The 19,126-nt window shown below is 48.9% G+C and carries 24 protein-coding genes; 15 read left to right on the top strand and 9 right to left on the bottom strand.

Translation table 11 applies throughout. From position 1 onward, the window contains the following. Window positions 1-4 precede the first annotated feature (4 nt). From NG795_RS23450 to NG795_RS23415, 8 genes are all read right to left on the bottom strand, one after another. Window positions 5-3,169: a PAS domain S-box protein gene (locus tag NG795_RS23450; RefSeq protein WP_367291041.1), complete on the bottom strand. Its 3,165-nt coding sequence runs from the start codon at window positions 3,167-3,169 to the stop codon at window positions 5-7. 255 nt (window positions 3,170-3,424) lie between these two features. Beyond that, window positions 3,425-5,275: a R3H domain-containing nucleic acid-binding protein gene (locus tag NG795_RS23445; protein ID WP_367291040.1), complete on the bottom strand. Its 1,851-nt coding sequence runs from the start codon at window positions 5,273-5,275 to the stop codon at window positions 3,425-3,427. 89 nt (window positions 5,276-5,364) lie between these two features. Then, on the bottom strand, window positions 5,365-6,588 hold the full coding sequence (ldpA, locus tag NG795_RS23440) for a circadian clock protein LdpA (protein ID WP_367291039.1): 1,224 nt from the start codon (window positions 6,586-6,588) through the stop codon (window positions 5,365-5,367). 208 nt (window positions 6,589-6,796) lie between these two features. Next, complete coding sequence (locus NG795_RS23435; protein WP_367291038.1) at window positions 6,797-7,348, bottom strand: salt stress protein, Slr1339 family; 552 nt, start codon at window positions 7,346-7,348, stop codon at window positions 6,797-6,799. Between the two features lie 317 nt (window positions 7,349-7,665). After that, a complete protein-coding gene (locus NG795_RS23430) occupies window positions 7,666-8,268 on the bottom strand; it encodes a vWA domain-containing protein (protein WP_367291037.1) in 603 nt (200 codons plus the stop codon). A 74-nt stretch (window positions 8,269-8,342) separates the two neighbouring features. Continuing rightward, complete coding sequence (locus NG795_RS23425; protein WP_367291036.1) at window positions 8,343-8,945, bottom strand: vWA domain-containing protein; 603 nt, start codon at window positions 8,943-8,945, stop codon at window positions 8,343-8,345. Window positions 8,946-9,032: 87 nt separating this feature from the next. Next, complete coding sequence (locus NG795_RS23420; RefSeq protein ID WP_367291035.1) at window positions 9,033-9,638, bottom strand: vWA domain-containing protein; 606 nt, start codon at window positions 9,636-9,638, stop codon at window positions 9,033-9,035. 195 nt (window positions 9,639-9,833) lie between these two features. Beyond that, on the bottom strand, window positions 9,834-10,439 hold the full coding sequence (locus NG795_RS23415; protein ID WP_367291034.1) for a vWA domain-containing protein: 606 nt from the start codon (window positions 10,437-10,439) through the stop codon (window positions 9,834-9,836). An 18-nt stretch (window positions 10,440-10,457) separates the two neighbouring features. On the opposite strand from NG795_RS23415, the gene NG795_RS23410 reads away from it, so the two are divergent. Further along, a complete protein-coding gene (locus NG795_RS23410) occupies window positions 10,458-10,580 on the top strand; it encodes a hypothetical protein (RefSeq protein WP_367291033.1) in 123 nt (40 codons plus the stop codon). Between the two features lie 54 nt (window positions 10,581-10,634). On the opposite strand, the gene NG795_RS23405 is transcribed toward NG795_RS23410, so the two are convergent. Further along, window positions 10,635-11,099, bottom strand: coding sequence for an NAD(P)H-quinone oxidoreductase subunit N (locus NG795_RS23405; protein WP_367291032.1), 465 nt, complete (start codon window positions 11,097-11,099; stop codon window positions 10,635-10,637). An 805-nt stretch (window positions 11,100-11,904) separates the two neighbouring features. Between NG795_RS23405 and rplC the strand changes: the two genes are divergently transcribed. From rplC to rpsH, 14 genes are all read left to right on the top strand, one after another. Beyond that, complete coding sequence (rplC, locus tag NG795_RS23400) at window positions 11,905-12,546, top strand: 50S ribosomal protein L3 (RefSeq protein ID WP_367291031.1); 642 nt, start codon at window positions 11,905-11,907, stop codon at window positions 12,544-12,546. A 63-nt stretch (window positions 12,547-12,609) separates the two neighbouring features. Beyond that, window positions 12,610-13,242 carry a 50S ribosomal protein L4 gene (gene rplD, locus NG795_RS23395; RefSeq protein ID WP_367291030.1) on the top strand — a complete coding sequence of 211 codons (633 nt, stop codon included), beginning with the start codon at window positions 12,610-12,612 and terminating at the stop codon, window positions 13,240-13,242. Then, window positions 13,235-13,543: a 50S ribosomal protein L23 gene (locus NG795_RS23390; RefSeq protein ID WP_015148972.1), complete on the top strand. Its 309-nt coding sequence runs from the start codon at window positions 13,235-13,237 to the stop codon at window positions 13,541-13,543. Before rplD ends, NG795_RS23390 begins: the two co-directional genes overlap by 8 nt. A 109-nt stretch (window positions 13,544-13,652) precedes the next feature. Then, window positions 13,653-14,516 carry a 50S ribosomal protein L2 gene (gene rplB / locus NG795_RS23385; protein ID WP_367291029.1) on the top strand — a complete coding sequence of 288 codons (864 nt, stop codon included), beginning with the start codon at window positions 13,653-13,655 and terminating at the stop codon, window positions 14,514-14,516. A gap of 89 nt (window positions 14,517-14,605) precedes the next feature. Then, entirely contained in the window at window positions 14,606-14,887 is a 282-nt protein-coding gene (rpsS, locus tag NG795_RS23380) for a 30S ribosomal protein S19 (RefSeq protein WP_367291028.1), read from the top strand. A 107-nt stretch (window positions 14,888-14,994) separates the two neighbouring features. Further along, complete coding sequence (rplV, locus tag NG795_RS23375; protein ID WP_015148975.1) at window positions 14,995-15,357, top strand: 50S ribosomal protein L22; 363 nt, start codon at window positions 14,995-14,997, stop codon at window positions 15,355-15,357. 98 nt (window positions 15,358-15,455) lie between these two features. Next, complete coding sequence (gene rpsC / locus NG795_RS23370; RefSeq protein ID WP_367291027.1) at window positions 15,456-16,190, top strand: 30S ribosomal protein S3; 735 nt, start codon at window positions 15,456-15,458, stop codon at window positions 16,188-16,190. A 111-nt stretch (window positions 16,191-16,301) separates the two neighbouring features. Next, the gene (gene rplP / locus NG795_RS23365) at window positions 16,302-16,715 is read left to right on the top strand and encodes a 50S ribosomal protein L16 (protein WP_261200424.1); all 414 of its coding nucleotides are present in this window, start codon (window positions 16,302-16,304) and stop codon (window positions 16,713-16,715) included. Between the two features lie 4 nt (window positions 16,716-16,719). Next, on the top strand, window positions 16,720-16,941 hold the full coding sequence (rpmC, locus tag NG795_RS23360; RefSeq protein WP_367291026.1) for a 50S ribosomal protein L29: 222 nt from the start codon (window positions 16,720-16,722) through the stop codon (window positions 16,939-16,941). A 13-nt stretch (window positions 16,942-16,954) separates the two neighbouring features. Continuing rightward, window positions 16,955-17,206: a 30S ribosomal protein S17 gene (gene rpsQ, locus NG795_RS23355; protein WP_261209064.1), complete on the top strand. Its 252-nt coding sequence runs from the start codon at window positions 16,955-16,957 to the stop codon at window positions 17,204-17,206. A gap of 18 nt (window positions 17,207-17,224) precedes the next feature. Next, complete coding sequence (gene rplN / locus NG795_RS23350) at window positions 17,225-17,590, top strand: 50S ribosomal protein L14 (protein WP_015148980.1); 366 nt, start codon at window positions 17,225-17,227, stop codon at window positions 17,588-17,590. Continuing rightward, complete coding sequence (gene rplX / locus NG795_RS23345; protein WP_367291025.1) at window positions 17,591-17,944, top strand: 50S ribosomal protein L24; 354 nt, start codon at window positions 17,591-17,593, stop codon at window positions 17,942-17,944. Window positions 17,945-18,046: 102 nt separating this feature from the next. Further along, on the top strand, window positions 18,047-18,592 hold the full coding sequence (rplE, locus tag NG795_RS23340; protein WP_367291024.1) for a 50S ribosomal protein L5: 546 nt from the start codon (window positions 18,047-18,049) through the stop codon (window positions 18,590-18,592). A gap of 25 nt (window positions 18,593-18,617) precedes the next feature. Then, window positions 18,618-19,019: a 30S ribosomal protein S8 gene (rpsH, locus tag NG795_RS23335; RefSeq protein ID WP_015148983.1), complete on the top strand. Its 402-nt coding sequence runs from the start codon at window positions 18,618-18,620 to the stop codon at window positions 19,017-19,019. Window positions 19,020-19,126 lie beyond the last annotated feature (107 nt).

Below are 19,126 nucleotides of genomic sequence, written 5' to 3'. Positions count from 1 at the left end.
CGACTTATTTATTACCCGTTGTTCTGGGAATCTTAATCACAAACTCGGACCCCCGTCCCGGTTGGGACTGACAGTCTAAAATTCCCCGATGTTTTTCCACAATAATTTGATAGCTAATCGACAATCCTAAGCCAGTGCCTTTACCCACTGGCTTGGTGGTAAAAAATGGGTCAAATAAGCGATTTTTTACCGTTTCCGTCAGTCCGGAACCATTGTCTTTAATCCGAATTACGACAAAATCATCCTCGGTGAGTTCAGTGTGAATACTAATGGTGGGAGAGGGATTTTGGGCAGTTGAGTTGGCCTCTGAAAATTTACTATTTCCCGTTTTTACAGCTAATCCTTTGCCTTCTTCCACCGCATCGATCGCATTGGCAAGAATGTTCATAAACACTTGGTTTAATTGTCCCGGATAACACTCAATTAACGGTAAGTTTCCGTATCCTTTCACCACTTGAATCTGAGACATTCGGTGTTGTAAAATTAACAAGGTATTGTCAATGCCTTCATGAATATCAACCGGCTTTTTTTGGGATTCATCTAACCGAGAAAAATTTCGCAACGATAAAACAATTTGGCGAATTCGTTCGGTTCCCAACTTCATCGAATGGAGGGCTTTCGGCAAATCATCTAAGATAAAGGGTAAATCCAGTTCTTCAAGTAAATCGCGGATTTCCGGAACTGGTTCTGGATAGTAGTGCTGATAGAGTTTGAGCAGGGGTAGAAGTTCTTTAAAATACTGATAGGCGTGAATGGCGTTCCCATGAATGAAGGTAACCGGGTTATTAATTTCATGGGCAATTCCGGCCACCATTTGGCCTAAACTGGACATTTTTTCCGTTTGAATCAGTTGAGTTTGGGTTTCGGTGAGTTGATATAATGCTTGTTCAAGACGTTGCGCTTGGTCCCGCGCTTGCTGCGCTGCTGCGCGAGATTGAGCGTAGAGTTGCGCTTGGTCGATCGCAATGGTGAGGCGATCGCTAATTGAGTGCATTAACACGACTTCGCTCTCATTCCAAGTCCGTTCCCGGCTACAATGGACGCAACTTAAAACCCCCACTTGACCCGAATGCGTCTGTAACGGCAAGCAAAGCACCGATTTAAACCCCCAGGCGCGAAAAATCTCTACCACCGTTTTATCGGGATAGGATTCCACCCCATCAATGCGAATCGGTTGGAGTTGCAAACATTGATGGGACCAAGATTCACTCACAGCATAGAATCCTAACGGACTCACTACCCCCGGCGATCGCGCTGCTTTCACCGTTTCCCAATTCAGGACCAGACAATCCTGGGATTGCAGCGGCGATCGCATTCCCTCCCCAGGCATTCCATTCGGTCGATACCAACTAAAATAACAGAGTTCAATTTGCAACAACTCCCGAATTTCTTCCACCGTTGTTGCCAAAATAGTCTCTAAATCCAAGGATTGGCGAATCTGTTCCGTGAGTTGATTGAGCAACGCTTCTCGCAACGCTTTTTCCTGTAACCGTTCCTCCGATCGCCGCAATGCTGCCTCAGTCTGCTTGCGCTTCGTAATCTCTTCTACCGTTCCCTCATAATAAAGTAACATTCCCGTCTCATCTCGGACCGCCCGTGCATTCTCGGCAATCCAAATAATTCCGCCATTTTTGCAGTAAACCTGAGACTCAAAATCAGAAATTTTTCCATTTTGAGCGATCGCCTCAATAAACTCATTCCGACGATTTTTCTCTACATAGAGTTGATCATCCACATTCCGCAGTTCCTGCATCAGTTCCTGGGGTGACTCATACCCGTAAATCCTCGCCAAAGCTGGATTTGCACTGATATATTCCCCCGCCTGAGTTGTCTGAAAAATCCCCATAATCGCATTTTCAAAAATGCTGCGATATTTCTCTTCCGCCAATTCCCGCGACGCCATTTCTCCTTGCAACTTGGCGATCGCCTCCTGTAACTGTCCCGTGCGCTCCTCCACCCGCTGTTCTAACGCTTCATTCGCCGCTTTCAGTGCATCTTGATAGTGCTGACGCTCCGTGATATCCTCCACCAAAGAAGCCACCCCAATTGCCGTCCCATTCGGGTCAATCAGCGGCGTGTTATACCATTCACAGACCATAATTTCCCCGGACTTCGTAAAATTTTCATTCGTGCTGCGCGTCCCCCCAGTTTGCTGTAACAACGCCTGAAAAACTTGGTCAACTTGCTCTCTGGCGCTTTCCGGAACAAGCAGTTCCACTGCATGATGGTTCAACGCTTCATGTTTGGAATACCCAAACATTTTTTCCGCCGCCGGATTCCAGTCCATTACCTCAAAATTCAAATCCCATTCAATCACCGCTAGAGGCGTTTGCTGGAAATGTAATCCCAGTCTTTGTTCGGACTGTCTGAGGGCTTCTAGGGCAATTTTACGCTCAGTAATTTCAATCAGCAATCCATCCCATAAAATATCCCCATTTTCTTGCTTTTCTGGTCGAGAATGACCCTCAATCCAGACCACTTTACCCGAGGGGTTAATAAATCGACCCTCCCAGTGCCAGGGTTCTAAGGTTTCAGCCGAAATAGCGACTGAACTAGAAAAACTGGGGAAATCATCCGGGTGAATTAGGTTAACTAATACCTGGGCATTCTTTTCAATTGACTCCGGATCAATTTCAAAAAAATCCCGACATCCCGGACTCATGTAAGGAAAAAATACCGTTCCATCGGGACACATCAGGAATTGATAAATCACGCCGGGTAAGTTAGCTGCCAATTGCTGGAACCTTCGTTGAGTAAAGGTCAATTTTTCTTCGGTTTCCTTTTGGGACGTGATGTCCAATTGAAGGGCAATATATTTGTGGGGAATTCCCTCGCTATTCAGAATCGGAGTAAGGGTTGTATCTACCCAATAAACTGAGCCATCTTTGCGTTTGTTTTTTATTTCACCGCGCCACACTTGACCTTGAGAGATCGCCTGCCAGAGTTGGGTAAAAAATTCCGGTGGGTGAAAGCCAGAATTAAGCATTGCGGGGGTGCGATCAAGACTTTCCTGGCGACTATATCCGGAGATTTCTATAAATTTATCATTCACCTCGGTAATTCGCCCGCGATCGTCTGTTTCCATCACGATCGCCGTATGATTCACCGCAGACTTCCAACTGAGTAAATTTTCTTCGCACTGTTGCAAATTAATTGAGCAAGTCGTCATGAGTTACCTGGGGAACTGGCTTGAGGTTCTGTCTCTATTAAAGCCATTTCATCGGGAAGAGTCATTGATTGTTGCGAACTGTAATATAAGGGGCCTTTTTGGGGGACCAGAACCCCATCAGTCCAAGCACCTTCCCTGGCGATCGCCCTCCTATCCCGCAGATTTGCACCCAAGACCCCCGGATTTAGTAGGAAACCAAAAAAACGCCTTTCCTAGAACAGGAGAGGCGTTTTTTCACGGAGTCGGGACAACGGTTTATGCTGGATAAATCCGCAGACGGCGATTGGGTTCATCACCAAAACTGCAAGACTTTAACCGATAATGTTCCACCAACTCATGCTGCATCTTGCGGACTTGACCCCCACGGGGTAACAGTTCCACCGGCTGTCCCTTGGGAATCACAATCTGTTCTACTGCCAGACGCGCTTCTTCCAGGGCCTCGATTTCATCATCGCTACCACTATGGGCAAACAGAGACACATCGGATAGTTCCGGCGTACTGCCTTCCTCTAAATGCAACATCCGGCGTAAGGAATGAGCAATTTTCGGAACACTGCTGGAATTAATCGTGAAAATTGGAACCTGGCGGTTTTTGGACATTTGCCGCAACTTAGAATGGTTTTTAACGTGCGATCGCACCGCCAACACCACATCCGCACTATCAATATCCTTCGTCACCACCACCGGCAGGGCCAGAGTACGAATCACCTGATCCAACTGATGACGACTCACCCCATAAGGATAGACGTGCAACGGCAAATCTTCCCCATTCGGGCCCGCCAAGGGTGAGATTTCCTCAAACCCATAATCTGCCGCAGAAGCAAAGCGATCGCTGGGATACAACGACTCATTCAGCATCTGCTCAAAGGACTTTTCCTCGGGCACCGCCTGGGGTCTGCGCCCCAACTCCGGCAAAGTTTGCAAGGGTAACGGCTGCATCTTCCCACTGGCGCGCAATCCCGCACTCCCAAACGGACGCACCGCTGCAGTCGTTTTGGTTGTGGTTGTGGGAGTTTGCGGCTGTAACTCCTTGGTAATCGTTACTTTCCCGCTTTCGCTCACCGTCCGCACTTGGAGATCCGGCTGACGTCCCCGCAGTAAAGTATCTACGGTTTCCGCCACCCGTTCATGAACCACCCAGCGCTTCCGTTCACTCATTTCCACCGCAATTTCAAAAGTCGGAGGTGCTTTGCGTTCTAAAACCGTTTTCTGAGACCCCCGACGCCGCGCCTCTTCATCACCGAGGGTCACGGACTGAATTCCCCCCACCAAATCGCACAGGGTGGGGTTTTTAATCAAGTTTTCAATCTGGTTACCGTGGGCGGTTCCGACCAACTGCACCCCGCGTTCCGCAATAGTTCGGGCCGCTAATGCTTCCAGTTCGGTCCCGATTTCATCGATGACAATCACTTCCGGCATATGGTTTTCCACTGCCTCAATCATCACCTTATGTTGAAATTCCGGTGCCGCCACTTGCATCCGTCGCGCCCGCCCGATCGCCGGATGCGGAATATCCCCATCTCCAGCAATTTCGTTGGAGGTATCGATAATCACCACCCGTTTGTGCAGTTCATCCGCCAACACCCGCGCAATTTCGCGCAATGCCGTCGTTTTCCCCACCCCCGGACGGCCTAACATTAAAATGGATTGTCCGCTTTCGACTAAATCGCGGATCATGTGAATCGTGCCGAAGACAGACCGTCCCACCCGGCAAGTTAAGCCGATAATTTCCCCAGTGCGATTGCGAATGGCGCTGATCCGGTGCAGGGTTTGTTCAATACCGGCGCGATTATCTCCGCTAAAGTGACCGACTCGCTCGATCGCATATTTGAGGTCCGAACGAGTGACGGGGATATCGCTGATATATTCCGCTTTATTGGGAAAACGCGCTTCCGGAAGCCGTCCCAAATCCATCACCACTTCAATTAAGCTACTCAGAGATGAGTGGGTTGTTAAGTGTTCGCGAATGGTTTCAGGCAGAATTTCCAGCAACTGGCTGAGATCATCGGTAATCTGCGTTCTTCCGAGATCGACGTTTTCCACTCCACTCTGCGCTTGGGGTTGGATCGGGTTGTCAATCGGTTGATTTCCCTGAGAATTAACCATAAATTCTGGCGTCGATAACTGAGCAGGACAAAAAGGTAAAAACAGAAAATGGAGGAGTCAAACGTTGGAAATCCATTAAGGGTGGTTTATCATGGGCTTGTATTATTTGTAGTATTCTGTAATTGTAAGCCAAATTTGATCTCAGAAACAAGGGAATCAGCTAAATCTACAGCTTCCCACAGTAAATCCGGGGAGTCTTCTAGGGCGTAACTCCCGGAGAAAGTCTCTCCCCACTGTTGTTCCACCCGTTCTAAAATGGGGGATAAGAGGACGCGAGCATAGCTGCCATAAGCAACTCCAGAAAGATAGGAGTGGGTTGAATCCTCTTTCGCCGTAACTCGACCCTGGCGCAACAATCCCATTGATTTGAGTTTAGAAACCGTATGCTGATTGGTACCCCCGGCGAGTTGGACGAATCCCGGTAAACCCGCAGCTAAAACTTTTTGGCCTAATTTGATGGCAGCGCGAGTGGTCCCGATGCCGATATCTCCGCTCATCGGACGTCCGTCGGTTTGCCAGATCAGCGCACAGGGGACCGGAGAGATGGCGTGATAAATGGACCAGAGGTAATCAATCAGGTTTTCCCCGTCGGGACAGCTAATGGCAACGACCTTAAGCTGGTTGACTTCAGGGGCGATTGCACTCCACAGGCGTTTAAAATCCTCGATTCGACCCACTTGCGTATGAATTTCTACAGCGTTGACGCCTTTAGATAACACCGATGGGGCGATCGCTGTCGGTGTCGAGACATACGAACGGGTGACAATTTGTCCGATCGGACAAACGGGGAGGCATCGTCCGCATCCATAGCAACGGTCTTCTATGACCCCAACCTTCTGCTGAAACTCCGGTGAATTTGGAGTGGTCTTAAAGGATAAATCACCGGGTTTGGGTGCAAGGGTTAAGGCTGATGGGGGAAAGGCGATCGCCTGCGCTGGACAAATACTTTCGCAAGGTCGAGGACAATCCGGAGGACACTTTTGGGGATTAAATTCTGCTTTTCTAAAATGCGGGTCTTCCCCATCATTTAAGCTCACCATCAGTAAGGGTCGAGGTACTTGCCTCTTCGCGAAATGATGGCGACTGCCTCGCTTTTGAGCGACTTGTCCGAGGGTGACAGCCTTTTTGATCGCCTCGTTGGCAGCAGCAATCACCGCTGGATCTGCGGCAACATCAATACAGTCCGCACCAGCTAGGCAATAGGCCAAAGTAATATTTCGCACAAACTGCAAATGCTGAAAACTGGCACCGCAGATTAGCTTAAACCAATGGCCTTCAGATAGGGATGTTAACGGGTCGTTCAAGTTGCTCACACCTCTATGCTAATGCGAGCAGTTACATATTGGGAGGGCTTGCACCAATTTATTTCTAGGGGAATAGTTGGCAGGAATGGGTTAACGCTGTTCCGGTAGTAACTCCAGGTTGAGGGCGACTGGGCTTTCTTTCCAGATTTAGGTAAATCCCACTCTTTTGACTCTATATCTAGCGTGGGAATTCCTTTCACCGGCCGGGAAAATGCCTCTATCCCTCCCCCTTTTTCTCGGACGGGTTTGCCTCTAAATAGGCGATCGCCGCCTCCAACTTCGAGGAATAATGTTCCGCAAACTGTCCGAACCAAAACCCTTCATCAGAATAAGGATCTAGCTTCTTCAACCACTCCTGTGCTCGTTTGGCTAACCCTTCACGCTGTTTCTGCTTGAGACGTTCCAGTTTTTTCGCCTCTTCCTGGCGTTCTTGTTCTCGTTTGAGTTGTTCCGCCTGTTCTTGGGCCTCCAACTCCTGCTTGACATCCCCAAATAACTGGTCTAAATGTCCACCCAGTCCCTTAGAAGTTGACTCCCATTCAATCTCTATCGGCTTAACATTCAAGGAGGGCTGCACTTTGGGTTCCTTCGCTTCCGACTGAACTTTCTCTAACAAACTATCTAAATTATACATCAACTTGGGCGGATTGGCCGTTGGAGAAGGGCCAGCTTTGGCTGCCGGTTTTGCCTCCACTTGCTCCAGAGATTGTGGCCTCGGCGTCTGATTCTCTGCCTTGATTTGCTCTAATAACTTCTCAATTGGATCCATACCCTTAATTCCTCTCCTAATCGAACAACTTAGGACGACTCCCGTTTCTTTTATTTTAAATACAATATTCAATCTTTTTATCGGTTCAGGATTAAAGCCCAAGGACAAGAAACCGGGTTTTTGGCTAAGATTGAGTGCTAAATGGCAGAAATTTCCTGAAAAACCCGGTTTCTAACCTTGACTGTACCCCGAACTAGAGAAGGGGTAAGGGGTTGCAGATTTAAGAAAGTACCTTTTACAAACAGGATCCCGAGCCTCCAACTGGAGCCTTCCCAGGGATAACCTGGGAAGGAGGTCAAGAAGGGCACTGTTGAAATCTAATCCCCGATCGCCTTCAGCAACACCTCCGACAGGGTGTAATCCTCCATGTCCTCAATCGTAATTGTATCGACGATATCAAACTTCGCCCCTACCCCTTGCAACTCATCATCCAAGGCTTTTAAAAATCGCGTAGCTTGGGTATCATTTCCCACCTGAATCATAGAAATGGCTAACTCTTCATCCTGTTCCATCTGACGAGTCGCCTCTATAATCACTTTCATCACCGCCTTGCGATCGTCCGGTTCTCCATCGGTAACCACCAGAATTGTTTCACCGGATTTCGCCTCACCGGACGCTTTCTTTTTAAAATAATGATTCACCGCATCTTTTAAAACCGATGCCAAATCGGTTCTTCCCGAAGGTTCATTTTCTTGGAAAATTTGGGCAACTTTCGCCGAAGTTACATTATCATAGCGTTGAAAGCGCCCGGAAAACAGATAGACCGTAATCCCATCGGCATCTAACTGTTCGCATTTCGCCGCCAAAGCAAAGGTAGATTCTTCTGCCGAGGACCAGCGGGTTTTGGTCGCGCCACCATCGGTGGTCATCATACTCCCGCTTTTATCCACAATCAAGGTGTAATCTCGATTTTCCAACATAATTGTTTTATTGTTTTAAGCTCAAAAAGGTTAGGATTTCCGCCGCAGCGGTAAGAGGATGAGAGCACCGTAACTTAATCGGCGATCGCCCGTAAGAGAACCTCTTTCAAAGGCGTTTCTTCTATATCCTCCATCGTAATCGTATCTACAATGTCAAACTTGGCTCCCACGCCTTGCAAATCATCATCTAGTGCCTTTAAAAATCGAGTCGCTTGAGCATCATTTCCCACCTGAATCATGGAAATGGCTAATTCTTCATCCCGGTCCATCTGATGAGTTGCCTCCACAATCACCCGCATCACCGCCTTGCGATCGTCCGGTTCTCCATCAGTAACCACCAGAATTGTTTCACCGGATTTCGCCTCACCGGACGCTTTCTTTTTAAAATACTGATTCACCGCATCTTTTAAAACCGATGCCAAATCGGTTCTTCCCGAAGGTTCATTTTCTTGGAAAATTTGGGCAACTTTTGCTGAAGTTACATTATCATAGCGTTGAAACCGCCCAGAAAACACATAGACCGTAATCCCATCGGGATCTAACTGTTCGCATTTCGCCGCCAAAGCAAAGGTAGACTCTTCTGCTGAGGACCAGCGGGTTTTTCCCCCGCTTCCCTCGGGAGTCATCATACTACCGCTTTTATCCACAATCAACGTATAATCTCGATTTTCTAACATAATTGTTGGGTTGTTTTAAGCTCAAAAAGGGTAAAATTTCCGCCGCAGCCGTAGGAGAAAGCGGTAGGAGAATAAGATGACCGTAACTTAATCGACGATCGCCCGCAAGAGAACCTCTTTCAAAGGCGTTTCTTCCATATCATCCATCGTAATCGTATCTACAATGTCAAATTTGGCTCCAACGCCTTGCAAATCATCATCCAACGCCTTTAAAAAGCGCGTCGCTTGAGCATCATTTCCAACTTGAATCATGGAAATGGCTAATTCTTCATCTCGGTCCATCTGGCGGGTGGCTTTAATAATTACTTCCATCACCGCTTTGCGATCGTCGGGTTCCCCATCAGTCACCACGAGAATGGTTTCTCCATTGGGTTTCGTTTGACCGGATGATTTGCGCTGAAAATACTGATTCACCGCATCTTGGAGAACCGCAGCTAAGTTAGTCCGTCCCATCGGCTCATTTTCTTGATAAATCTGATCCACCTTGGCTGCGGTCACATTATCGTAGCGTTGAAATCGGCCAGAAAACACATAAATGGTAATCCCATCCGGGTCAAATTCTTCACATTTTCGAGCTAAGGCTAGGGTGGACTCTTGAGCCACTTGCCATCGCGTTTTACCCCCTGGTTGATCCGGGATGGACATACTGCCACTTTTATCGATAATTAGAGTATAATCGCGATTGTCTACCATGATATTTTTCTACTGAATCAATTAAACTACATCGAATGAAAGCGACTTGATAGGTTTATCTCACATCAGATAAATTGTCCTAATTTTTCAGAAATCAGGCCCATCTTCACTGGAGATTTTCCTCAGTTCATTAAGTTTTATGAGTGAGGCGATCGCAGGCAGCCCAGCCTGGGTGGAGGACAAGCTGCTTATCCATTAATCAATGATGGCATTCATCAAAACTTCAGTCAAAGTCATGTCTTCCATCTCATCAATCGTTAAAGTATCCACAATATCAAACTTAGCCCCGGCATTGACTAAATCATCATCCAGGGCTTTGAGAAATTGAGTTGCGGTGCGATCATTGCCAATTTGAATGAAAGAAATCGCCAATTCTTCATCTTTATCAATGCGGCGAGAGGCTTCAATAATCACTTTCATCACCGCTTTGCGATCGTCCGGTTCCCCATCGGTGATGGCTAAAATCGTTTCCCCATTCGCTTGGGTTTGACCCGCAGCTTTGCGTTTAAAGTAATTATTCAGCGCATCTTGTAAAACCCCAGCTAAGTCGGTGCGACCCGCAGGCTCATTTTCCTGGAAAATCTGCTCAACTTTAGCTGCTGTTACATTGTCGTAGCGCTTAAACCGGCCTGAAAAAACGTAAACTGTAATGCCGTCGGGGTCTAACTCTTCGCATTTTCGGGCTAATGCTAGGGTAGACTCCTGTGCTTCTTGCCATCGGGTTCGTCCCCCTCGTTGGTCCGGGGTGGACATACTGCCACTTTTGTCAATAATCAGTGTATAGTCGCGGTTATCTAGCATCAGAATAGCCCTAAGTCTGTGCAAACAATTCAGATGAGGAGTGCTGCGATCGTCTCAGTCATCCGGGGGCGATCGCCCCACTCCCCTCTTGTTCATAGCTTAACTCAAAGCCCTCCAAACCGGGAAATCGCCCAGGATTAAAAAAGACGCGATCGCTCGCGTCTACATATAAGACAAGGCAAATGATCCCTGATCTTAGCTGGCGCGAGCGGGAACCAACAGATCCTTCAGGGGATTCCAGGTGACCGTGCGATCGCCCCCCACTTCCACCACCACTTTCACGCGCGGTTCAATCTTCGGCAACTCCGTCAAATAGGACAACTCCTGATTAGACAGCACGATTCCATCAATCAACCACACCACCAACCCTTTAGATTTAGGGGGTAACTGCTCCAATTGCGAGGTCACGATGGGTGGAATAAAATAAGTGCGGATGTCTTTTTTGCCCAGATGCGGTGGACGAACCCCATGCACCCCGGTTAAATAGGCCGCTAAATCTCCTAATCCTCGGGCGGATAGCGTGATGTTGATATAACCAGAGGCTCTAACTCGCCGCTGATAGCGACCCTCAAATCCCCCTTCCAAAGGCACATACAGCGCTAAGGACCCGTTCTGTTCCAGATCGCGAATGAATTTTTTGCCCGTGATAATCAGTGCCATAATGATTTGCTCCTAATACTGATTGTTGATCCGTTGTTAAAGTATCCAGGCTCATGCACCCATCAAACCCCGCACCTCCCGATGGGTGATATCCGGGCCACAAGTTCTCTTTCTACCGCAATCAGGCTTTTTAAAAAAGTATAGTTTAATCCCTGGGAGGGATTAGAATAGATTTGGTCTGATGTCTTATGTCCCTGGTCCCTTGTCATCGGGGCCTTGTCATCGGTCTCTGACTTCAAACCCGGGGATCCCAGAAAAAAAATAAAAAATTTCTCGAATTTTTATTTAATTCGGACTAGACAAGGTATTTAACATCGGCTATAGTATTAAATTGTCGCTAAATTTAAGCCAAAGCTCTCAAATTGGAAACCCAGTGCGGCCCAAAAGCCGATTTTGCGCTATAGTGGTTAGTCCAGACCAACAGAGTGACAACTACTCCTTAGCGGAAAGTTGAGAAAAGCTAAATTTAGTTGCGATCGCCCCTAGCCAGTCTGCACTCCGAAACGATGTCTGACCCGCTAGAGCGATCGAGTGCCTCGCAGAGATACTGAGTAAATCATTGCTTAAGTCTGTGCGGTCAAAGGCAACACAAACGAGCAACCGCTCACCCTAACGGACCAACTCATCAAACCTAGCCCGAAGGTAGTTAAAGGCTTCCTAGAAGCCTGAAGGTCTCCTGCTGTGCTGTTGGAGGCAACCTTTGGACTGGTTTGGCGTCGAAACCCGATTCGGATCCGAGTTCTTAGGTGAACTCATCAGGATCCGAGAAACTTGTAGTGCTTAAGTAAGGGGAGACCATAAACCCGTGGCTGTCGGTATTCTGGGCACAAAACTCGGCATGACCCAAGTCTTTGACGAAGAAGGGAGAGCAATTCCCGTAACCGTCGTCCAAGCGGGTCCATGCACCGTGACACAAATCAAATCGAAACAGACCGATGGCTACACCGCCATTCAGGTCGGATATGGCGAAACCACCACCAAGGCCATTAATAAGCCGGAACTGGGACATCTCGTCAAATCATCAGCGCCTCCGCTGCGTCACCTGCGTGAATATCGCATTGATGATGTCAGCAGCTTTGAACTGGGACAGCAAATGACCGTAGAAGGATTCACTGCTAACCAGATTGTCGATGTGACCGGACTCAGTATCGGTCGGGGGTTTGCCGGATATCAAAAACGGCATAACTTCAAACGCGGACCCATGTCCCACGGTTCAAAAAACCATCGAGCACCCGGTTCTACAGGTGCAGGTACGACTCCGGGGCGTGTTTATCCAGGGAAACGGATGGCCGGTCGTTTAGGTGGAACCCAAGTCACAACTCGCCAATTACAAATTGTGCGAGTGGATGCGGAAAAAAACCTGCTGCTGATTAAGGGAGCGCTTCCGGGAAAACCCGGTGCACTGCTTAATATTAAGCCAGCCAATTATGTAGGCCGAGCTAAATAGCAGCCCGGTGAAAAAAGAATGAATTCCCCATTCATAAAGCATAGAAAACGGGAATAGAGAGATATGGTTAATTGTGTAGTCAGAAACTGGGAAGGCGATACCGTTGCCGAAGCGAGCATTGATTTGCGAGTTGCTTCTGAAGAGAACGCCAAGCATATCTTGCATCGAGCGGTAACGCGGCAACTGAACCAGGCGCGTCAGGGAACGGCATCGACCAAAACCCGGGCGGAAGTCAGAGGGGGGGGTAGAAAGCCCTGGAGACAAAAAGGGACAGGCCGAGCGCGGGCCGGTTCAATTCGTTCTCCGTTATGGAGAGGCGGCGGCGTCATCTTTGGACCCAAACCCAGAGATTATGAAGTCAAAATGAATCGCAAAGAGCGCCAACTCGCCTTGAGAACAGCGCTCATCAGCCGCAGCGAAGACCTAATCGTCGTCGAGGAATTGGCAGGTAAACTGCCCCGTCCGAAGACCAAAGATCTCCTCAGTGCGATCGCCCGGTGGGGTGTCGAGCCAGACTCGAAAGTATTGTTAATCGTTGACCAACGAGACGACAACGTTTATTTGTCAGCCCGTAACGTAGAGACCATCAAACTGCTTGCCGTCAACCAGTTAAATGTGTACGACCTACTTGCCGCTGATAAAATCGTCACCACAGCAGCAGCACTCGCCCAAGTTCAGGAGGTTTACGGTGGCTGAAGATAATCTCAGAAAGCTGGCCGATTTGGTCCGGACGCCAATCGTTACCGAAAAAGCGACCCTGCTGATGGAGCAGAACAAATACGTCTTTGACGTAGATGCCAAATCCACCAAACCGCAAATCAAAGCAGCGATCGAACACCTATTTGAGGTTAAAGTCGTCAGCGTCAATACCATGCACAGACCCCCGAAAAAGCGCAGAGTTGGGAAGTTTGTCGGGTATAAGCCTCATTATAAGAGAGCGATCGTGACCTTAGCCGAGGGTGATTCCCTGCAAAACATTTTCTTCCCAGAAGTGTAACCCATACCGGGTTAGGAGTGGGCGGTACCCCCACCCTCCCCACTGGACTTGCACCAAGCGCTTATGGGATTCAATGGCAAATCAAGCAGTGTTACCAAAACTTTAAATTATGGGTATCCGTACTTATCGGCCCTACACACCTGGCACACGCCAGTACAGTGTCTCCGAGTTTGACGAAATCACCCGCGACACTCCCGAAAAATCCCTAACCAAGTCAAAGCACCGGAAAAAAGGTCGGAACAATCGCGGCGTGATCACCTGCCGTCATCGCGGGGGCGGACACAAACGCCTCTATCGGCAAATCGACTTTCGTCGGGATAAACATAATATTCCCGCCAAAGTCGCTGAAATCGAATATGACCCCAACCGTAACGCCCGGATCGCCCTCCTCTTCTATCAGGATGGTGAAAAGCGCTACATCCTACATCCTTTAGGATTACAAGTTGGCACTCATATCATCTCCGGACCGGACTCGCCCATCGAAGTGGGTAACGCCCTTCCCCTGGAAAAGATGCCTTTGGGTACGGTCGTTCATAACGTCGAAATGACCCCCGGTCGCGGTGCACAAGTCGTGCGTTCCGCTGGTGCAGGGGCTCAGGTGCAAGCCAAAGAAGGGGATTTCGTCACCCTGAAATTACCCTCCGGTGAAGTTCGGATGTTCCGGAAAGAGTGCTACGCCACCATCGGACAAGTCGGCAACATCGACGTTAGAAACATCAGCCTCGGTAAAGCAGGCCGGAAACGTTGGTCCGGTCGCCGTCCCGAAGTTAGAGGCAGCGTCATGAACCCCGTAGACCACCCACATGGTGGGGGTGAAGGACGAGCACCGATTGGTAGAAGTGGGCCAGTTTCACCTTGGGGTAAACCTGCTTTAGGTGGGAAGACCCGCAAGAAGAAAAAATTAAGTAACGCCTTAATCGTCCGCAAGCGTCGGAAAACCTCCAAGCGCGGCAAGGGCGGTCGGCAGTCTTAATCATCAAGACAAAAGAGTTGAGAATAAACGAATTAATACTTTATTCTTTAATTCTTCTGGGTTCATTTTTGAGAAATTATCACTGACTTATGAGTCGTTCACTGAAAAAAGGACCTTTTGTAGCCGATCATTTGCTGAGTAAAATCGAAGCATTGAATGCCACCGGCAAAAAAGATGTCATTAAAACTTGGTCACGAGCTTCGACCATCATTCCTGATATGCTCGGGCACACGATCGCGGTCCATAACGGACGTCAGCACGTTCCGGTCTATATCAACGAACAGATGATTGGACATAAATTAGGGGAATTTGCCCCGACTCGGACCTTCCGGGGACACGCCAAAGGCGATAAAAAAAGTCAACGGCGATAAAAAGTAGAGCGGCACGCGCCAGTTCGGAGTCTGATGTCAAACGTTCTTTAATAACAACAAAGGACAAACGACAAACGACAAAGGACTTTGGACAACGGAGAAACATAATGGCTATTGATACCTCAACAGAAGTCAAAGCGATCGCGCGTTATATTCGGATGTCTCCGTACAAAGTACGGCGAGTCCTGGACCAAATTCGAGGTCGCTCCTATCGCGAAGCGCTGATCATCCTCGAATTCATGCCCTATCGTGCTTGCGATCCGATTCGTAAAGTTCTGCGATCGGCAGCAGCCAACGCAGAGCATAACAGCGGACTCGATCCAGCCACCTTATGGGTTTCTCAAGCTTATGCCGATGGTGGCCCGGTTCTCAAGCGATTCCGGCCTCGGGCGCAGGGACGGGCTTATATGATTCGCAAGCCGACCTGTCACATCACCGTTGCCGTCGCTCCCGAGCTTGACGACGAATAGAACAGCAAACGTAAACGTGCCAAGTGAGCCGCGAGTCTTGACTTCACGGTTTACGAAACACGGGTTAGTTTTTACGGTAAGTAGAGGACGCACAGAACGTGGGACAGAAAATACACCCAACGGGTTTCCGGCTTGGTGTGACCAAAGAACACCGCTCCCGGTGGTTCGCGGATAGCAATCGCTACCCCGAACTTTTAGAAGAAGACTACAAAATTCGCCAATATGTCCACAGCACCCTAAACAACGCGGGCATTTCCGACGTTCGGGTCGAGCGCAAAGCCGATCAGATCGACCTGGAAGTTCGCACCGCCCGCCCGGGCGTGGTTGTGGGTCGCGGTGGCAGTGGTATCGAGTCCTTACGGACCGGACTGCAAGAAATGCTAGGCAGCAACCGCCAAATCCGCATCAATGTTGTGGAAGTGGCCCGAGTGGATGCCGATGCCACCTTGATTGCTGAATACATTGCCAGCCAACTCGAACGACGGGTTTCCTTCCGTCGCGTCGTGCGCCAAGCCATTCAACGCGCTCAAAAAGCTGGCGTTGAAGGCATCAAAATCCAAGTCAGCGGACGTCTCAACGGTGCAGAAATTGCTCGGACCGAGTGGACTCGGGAAGGGAGAGTGCCTCTGCATACCTTACGGGCCGATATTGATTACTCCTACCGCACTGCCAGTACCATTTATGGAATTCTCGGCGTCAAAGTGTGGACCTTCAAGGGAGAAATCATCCCCGGACAAGAACTGGAGGTTGCCGCAGCAGCCAGTGCAGGTCCTCGGCCCCGAGGCGGCAAAAAACGCCGTCAGCAATTTGAAGACCGCTCCAATGAAGGGTAAGAGATTCAGCAATGGTAGGGAGCGAACGCTTGAACCAACGGCAAGCCAAGGCTCGCCCGCACGCTATCGCCTCCCTTGCAGGCTCTATGAACCATTACCGATTACCACATCATGTTAAGTCCTAGAAGAACGAAATTTCGCAAGCAACAGCGCGGGCGGATGCGAGGACTGGCGACTCGGGGTAATGAAATTAACTTCGGTGAATTCGCCCTACAAGCCTTAGAACCTTGTTGGATTACCTCCCGCCAAATTGAAGCCAGCCGTCGAGCCATGACCCGGTATATCCGTCGGGGTGGCAAGATCTGGATTCGCATCTTCCCAGATAAACCTGTGACCATGCGTCCGGCAGAAACCCGGATGGGTTCCGGTAAGGGGTCTCCTGAATTTTGGGTGGCTGTGGTCAAACCCGGTCGCATTATGTTTGAAATTGGTGGCGTTCCTGAAGCAACCGCCCGGGAAGCCATGCGGTTGGCGGATTACAAGCTACCGATTAAAACCAAGTTCATTTCGCGAGAAGGGGAGTAAGAGAATGGCTTTTCCCAAAATGGCAGACATCGCCAACTTGAGCGATGAGGAAGTCAACGAGCAGATTTTGAGCCTGAAGCGGGAATTATTTACGCTCAGACTGCAACAAGCTACGCGCCGGTTGGAAAAAACCCACCTGTTCAAGCACAAGAGACACCAACTGTCTCAGTTGCTCACACTGGAAGGCGCACGCAAACGGGCTAACGCCGAATCCACCGCCGAATAACAAATTAAGTGACATGGCAGTTAAAGAAAGAGTTGGTGTAGTCGTCAGCAACAAGATGGATAAAACCGTCGTGGTGGCGATCGAAAATAGAAGCCCTCATCCGAAGTACGGCAAAATTGTCGTCAAAACCAAGCGCTACAAAGCGCATGATGAGGAAAATCAATGCCAAGAGGGCGATCGCGTCCGCATCCAGGAAACTCGCCCCCTCAGTCGCACAAAACACTGGCAAGTGATTGAGATTCTCAATAGTGCCGCCCAAATCTAAGAACCACGGAGACTGAAGGTGATTCAACAAGAGTCGTATCTCAACGTTGCCGATAATAGCGGTGCTAAACGGTTAATGTGTATTCGCGTCCTCGGGGGCAACCGCCGCTATGCAGGCGTTGGTGACGTGATTATCGCCGTTGTCAAGGATGCTATTCCCAATATGCCGATTAAAAAATCTGATGTGGTGCGTGCGGTTGTAGTTCGCACCCGCAAAGGATTACGTCGCGATAGTGGGATGAGCATTCGCTTTGATGACAATGCCGCCGTGATTGTTAACCCCGATGGTAACCCCAAGGGAACCCGCGTTTTTGGCCCGGTTGCTCGCGAATTGCGCGATAAAAATTACACCAAAATCGTATCCTTAGCGCCGGAGGTGCTGTAAATGGCTAAAAAACAACGGAACATTCCCCTGACCCGCTATAAAATGCACGTCAAAACCGGCGATACGGTGCAGATTATTGCCGGGAAAGAAAAAGGAAAGGTTGGAGAAATCATAAAAACCTTTCCGACTAAGAGCACAGTAATTGTGAAAGGCGTTAACGTGAAGACAAAGCACGTTAAACCTCAGCAAGAAGGAGAATCGGGTCGGATTGAGACTTTTGAATCTCCCATTCATAGCTCAAATGTCATGCTTTATTCTGAAAAGCAAAAAGTGGCAAGCCGGATTTGTTACACCTTCACCGATGACGGACGGAAGGTGCGAATGCTCAAAAAAACCGGGGAAATTATTGATTAGGCAAGGGACGAAGGGTAAGGGATTCTTGCCCTACCCCACCGCTCTATATCTTCAAAAATAAGGATGCCCTGACCAAGACCAGGGATTAAGGATGTAAAACTCATGACCACTCAACTCAAAACGCGGTACCAAGAAACGATCGTCCCCAAACTGATGGAACAGTTTAAATACCAAAATATCCATCAGGTGCCCAAAGTGGTGAAAATCACCATTAACAGAGGCTTAGGGGAAGCGTCTAGCAATGCGAAAGCGCTAGAATCATCTTTGGCCGAAATCGCTACAATTGCGGGACAAAAACCCGTGGTGACGCGGGCGAAAAAGGCGATCGCAGGCTTTAAAATCCGTCAAGGAATGCCTGTGGGAATGATGGTCACCCTCCGGGGCGATCGGATGTATTCTTTCCTTGATCGCCTGATCAGTTTAGCACTACCTCGGATTCGGGACTTTCGCGGCATTAGTCCCAAAAGCTTTGACGGGCGAGGCAATTACACCTTGGGCGTCAGAGAACAATTAATCTTTCCAGAAGTAGAGTATGACCGGATTGACCAAATTCGGGGTATGGACATATCCATCATCACAACCGCAACAACGGATGAAGAGGGCCGCGCCTTACTCAAAGAAATGGGAATGCCCTTCAAAGAAGGATAATTAACAGGGGAATAAGGAGCGAAAAATGGCGGCTAACGACACGATTGCAGACATGCTAACACGCATCCGCAATGCAAGCCTAGCACGGCACCAAAAAACAGAAGTTCTATCCACAAACATGACCCGTTCCATTGCCAAAGTTCTTCAAGAAGAAGGCTTTATTGCCGAATTTGAAGAAGTTGGGGAAGGGGTCGATAAAAAACTGGCGATCGCCTTGAAATACAAAGGCAAAAATCGTCAACCTATTATCAAAGCCTTAAAACGGGTCAGTAAGCCCGGTTTGCGAGTCTATTCCAATCGGAAAGAATTACCTCGCGTATTAGGCGGCATTGGAATTGCCATCATTTCCACCTCATCGGGCATCATGACCGACCGAGACGCCCGTCGTCAAGGTGTAGGCGGTGAAGTGCTTTGCTATGTCTGGTAGTTTGAGATTTTTTCCGTGAATCGGTCGAAGAATCTACTGCAAGGGGAAGCAGCACCCTGCCCCCTTCAATTCTGACCTTACGGCTTAAATCTCGACAAGTAAAGAAA

The organism is Laspinema palackyanum D2c (genome assembly GCF_025370875.1).
Classification (GTDB): Bacteria; Cyanobacteriota; Cyanobacteriia; order Cyanobacteriales; family Laspinemataceae; genus Laspinema; species Laspinema palackyanum.
This window is presented reverse-complemented; position numbering and strand designations above follow the sequence as displayed.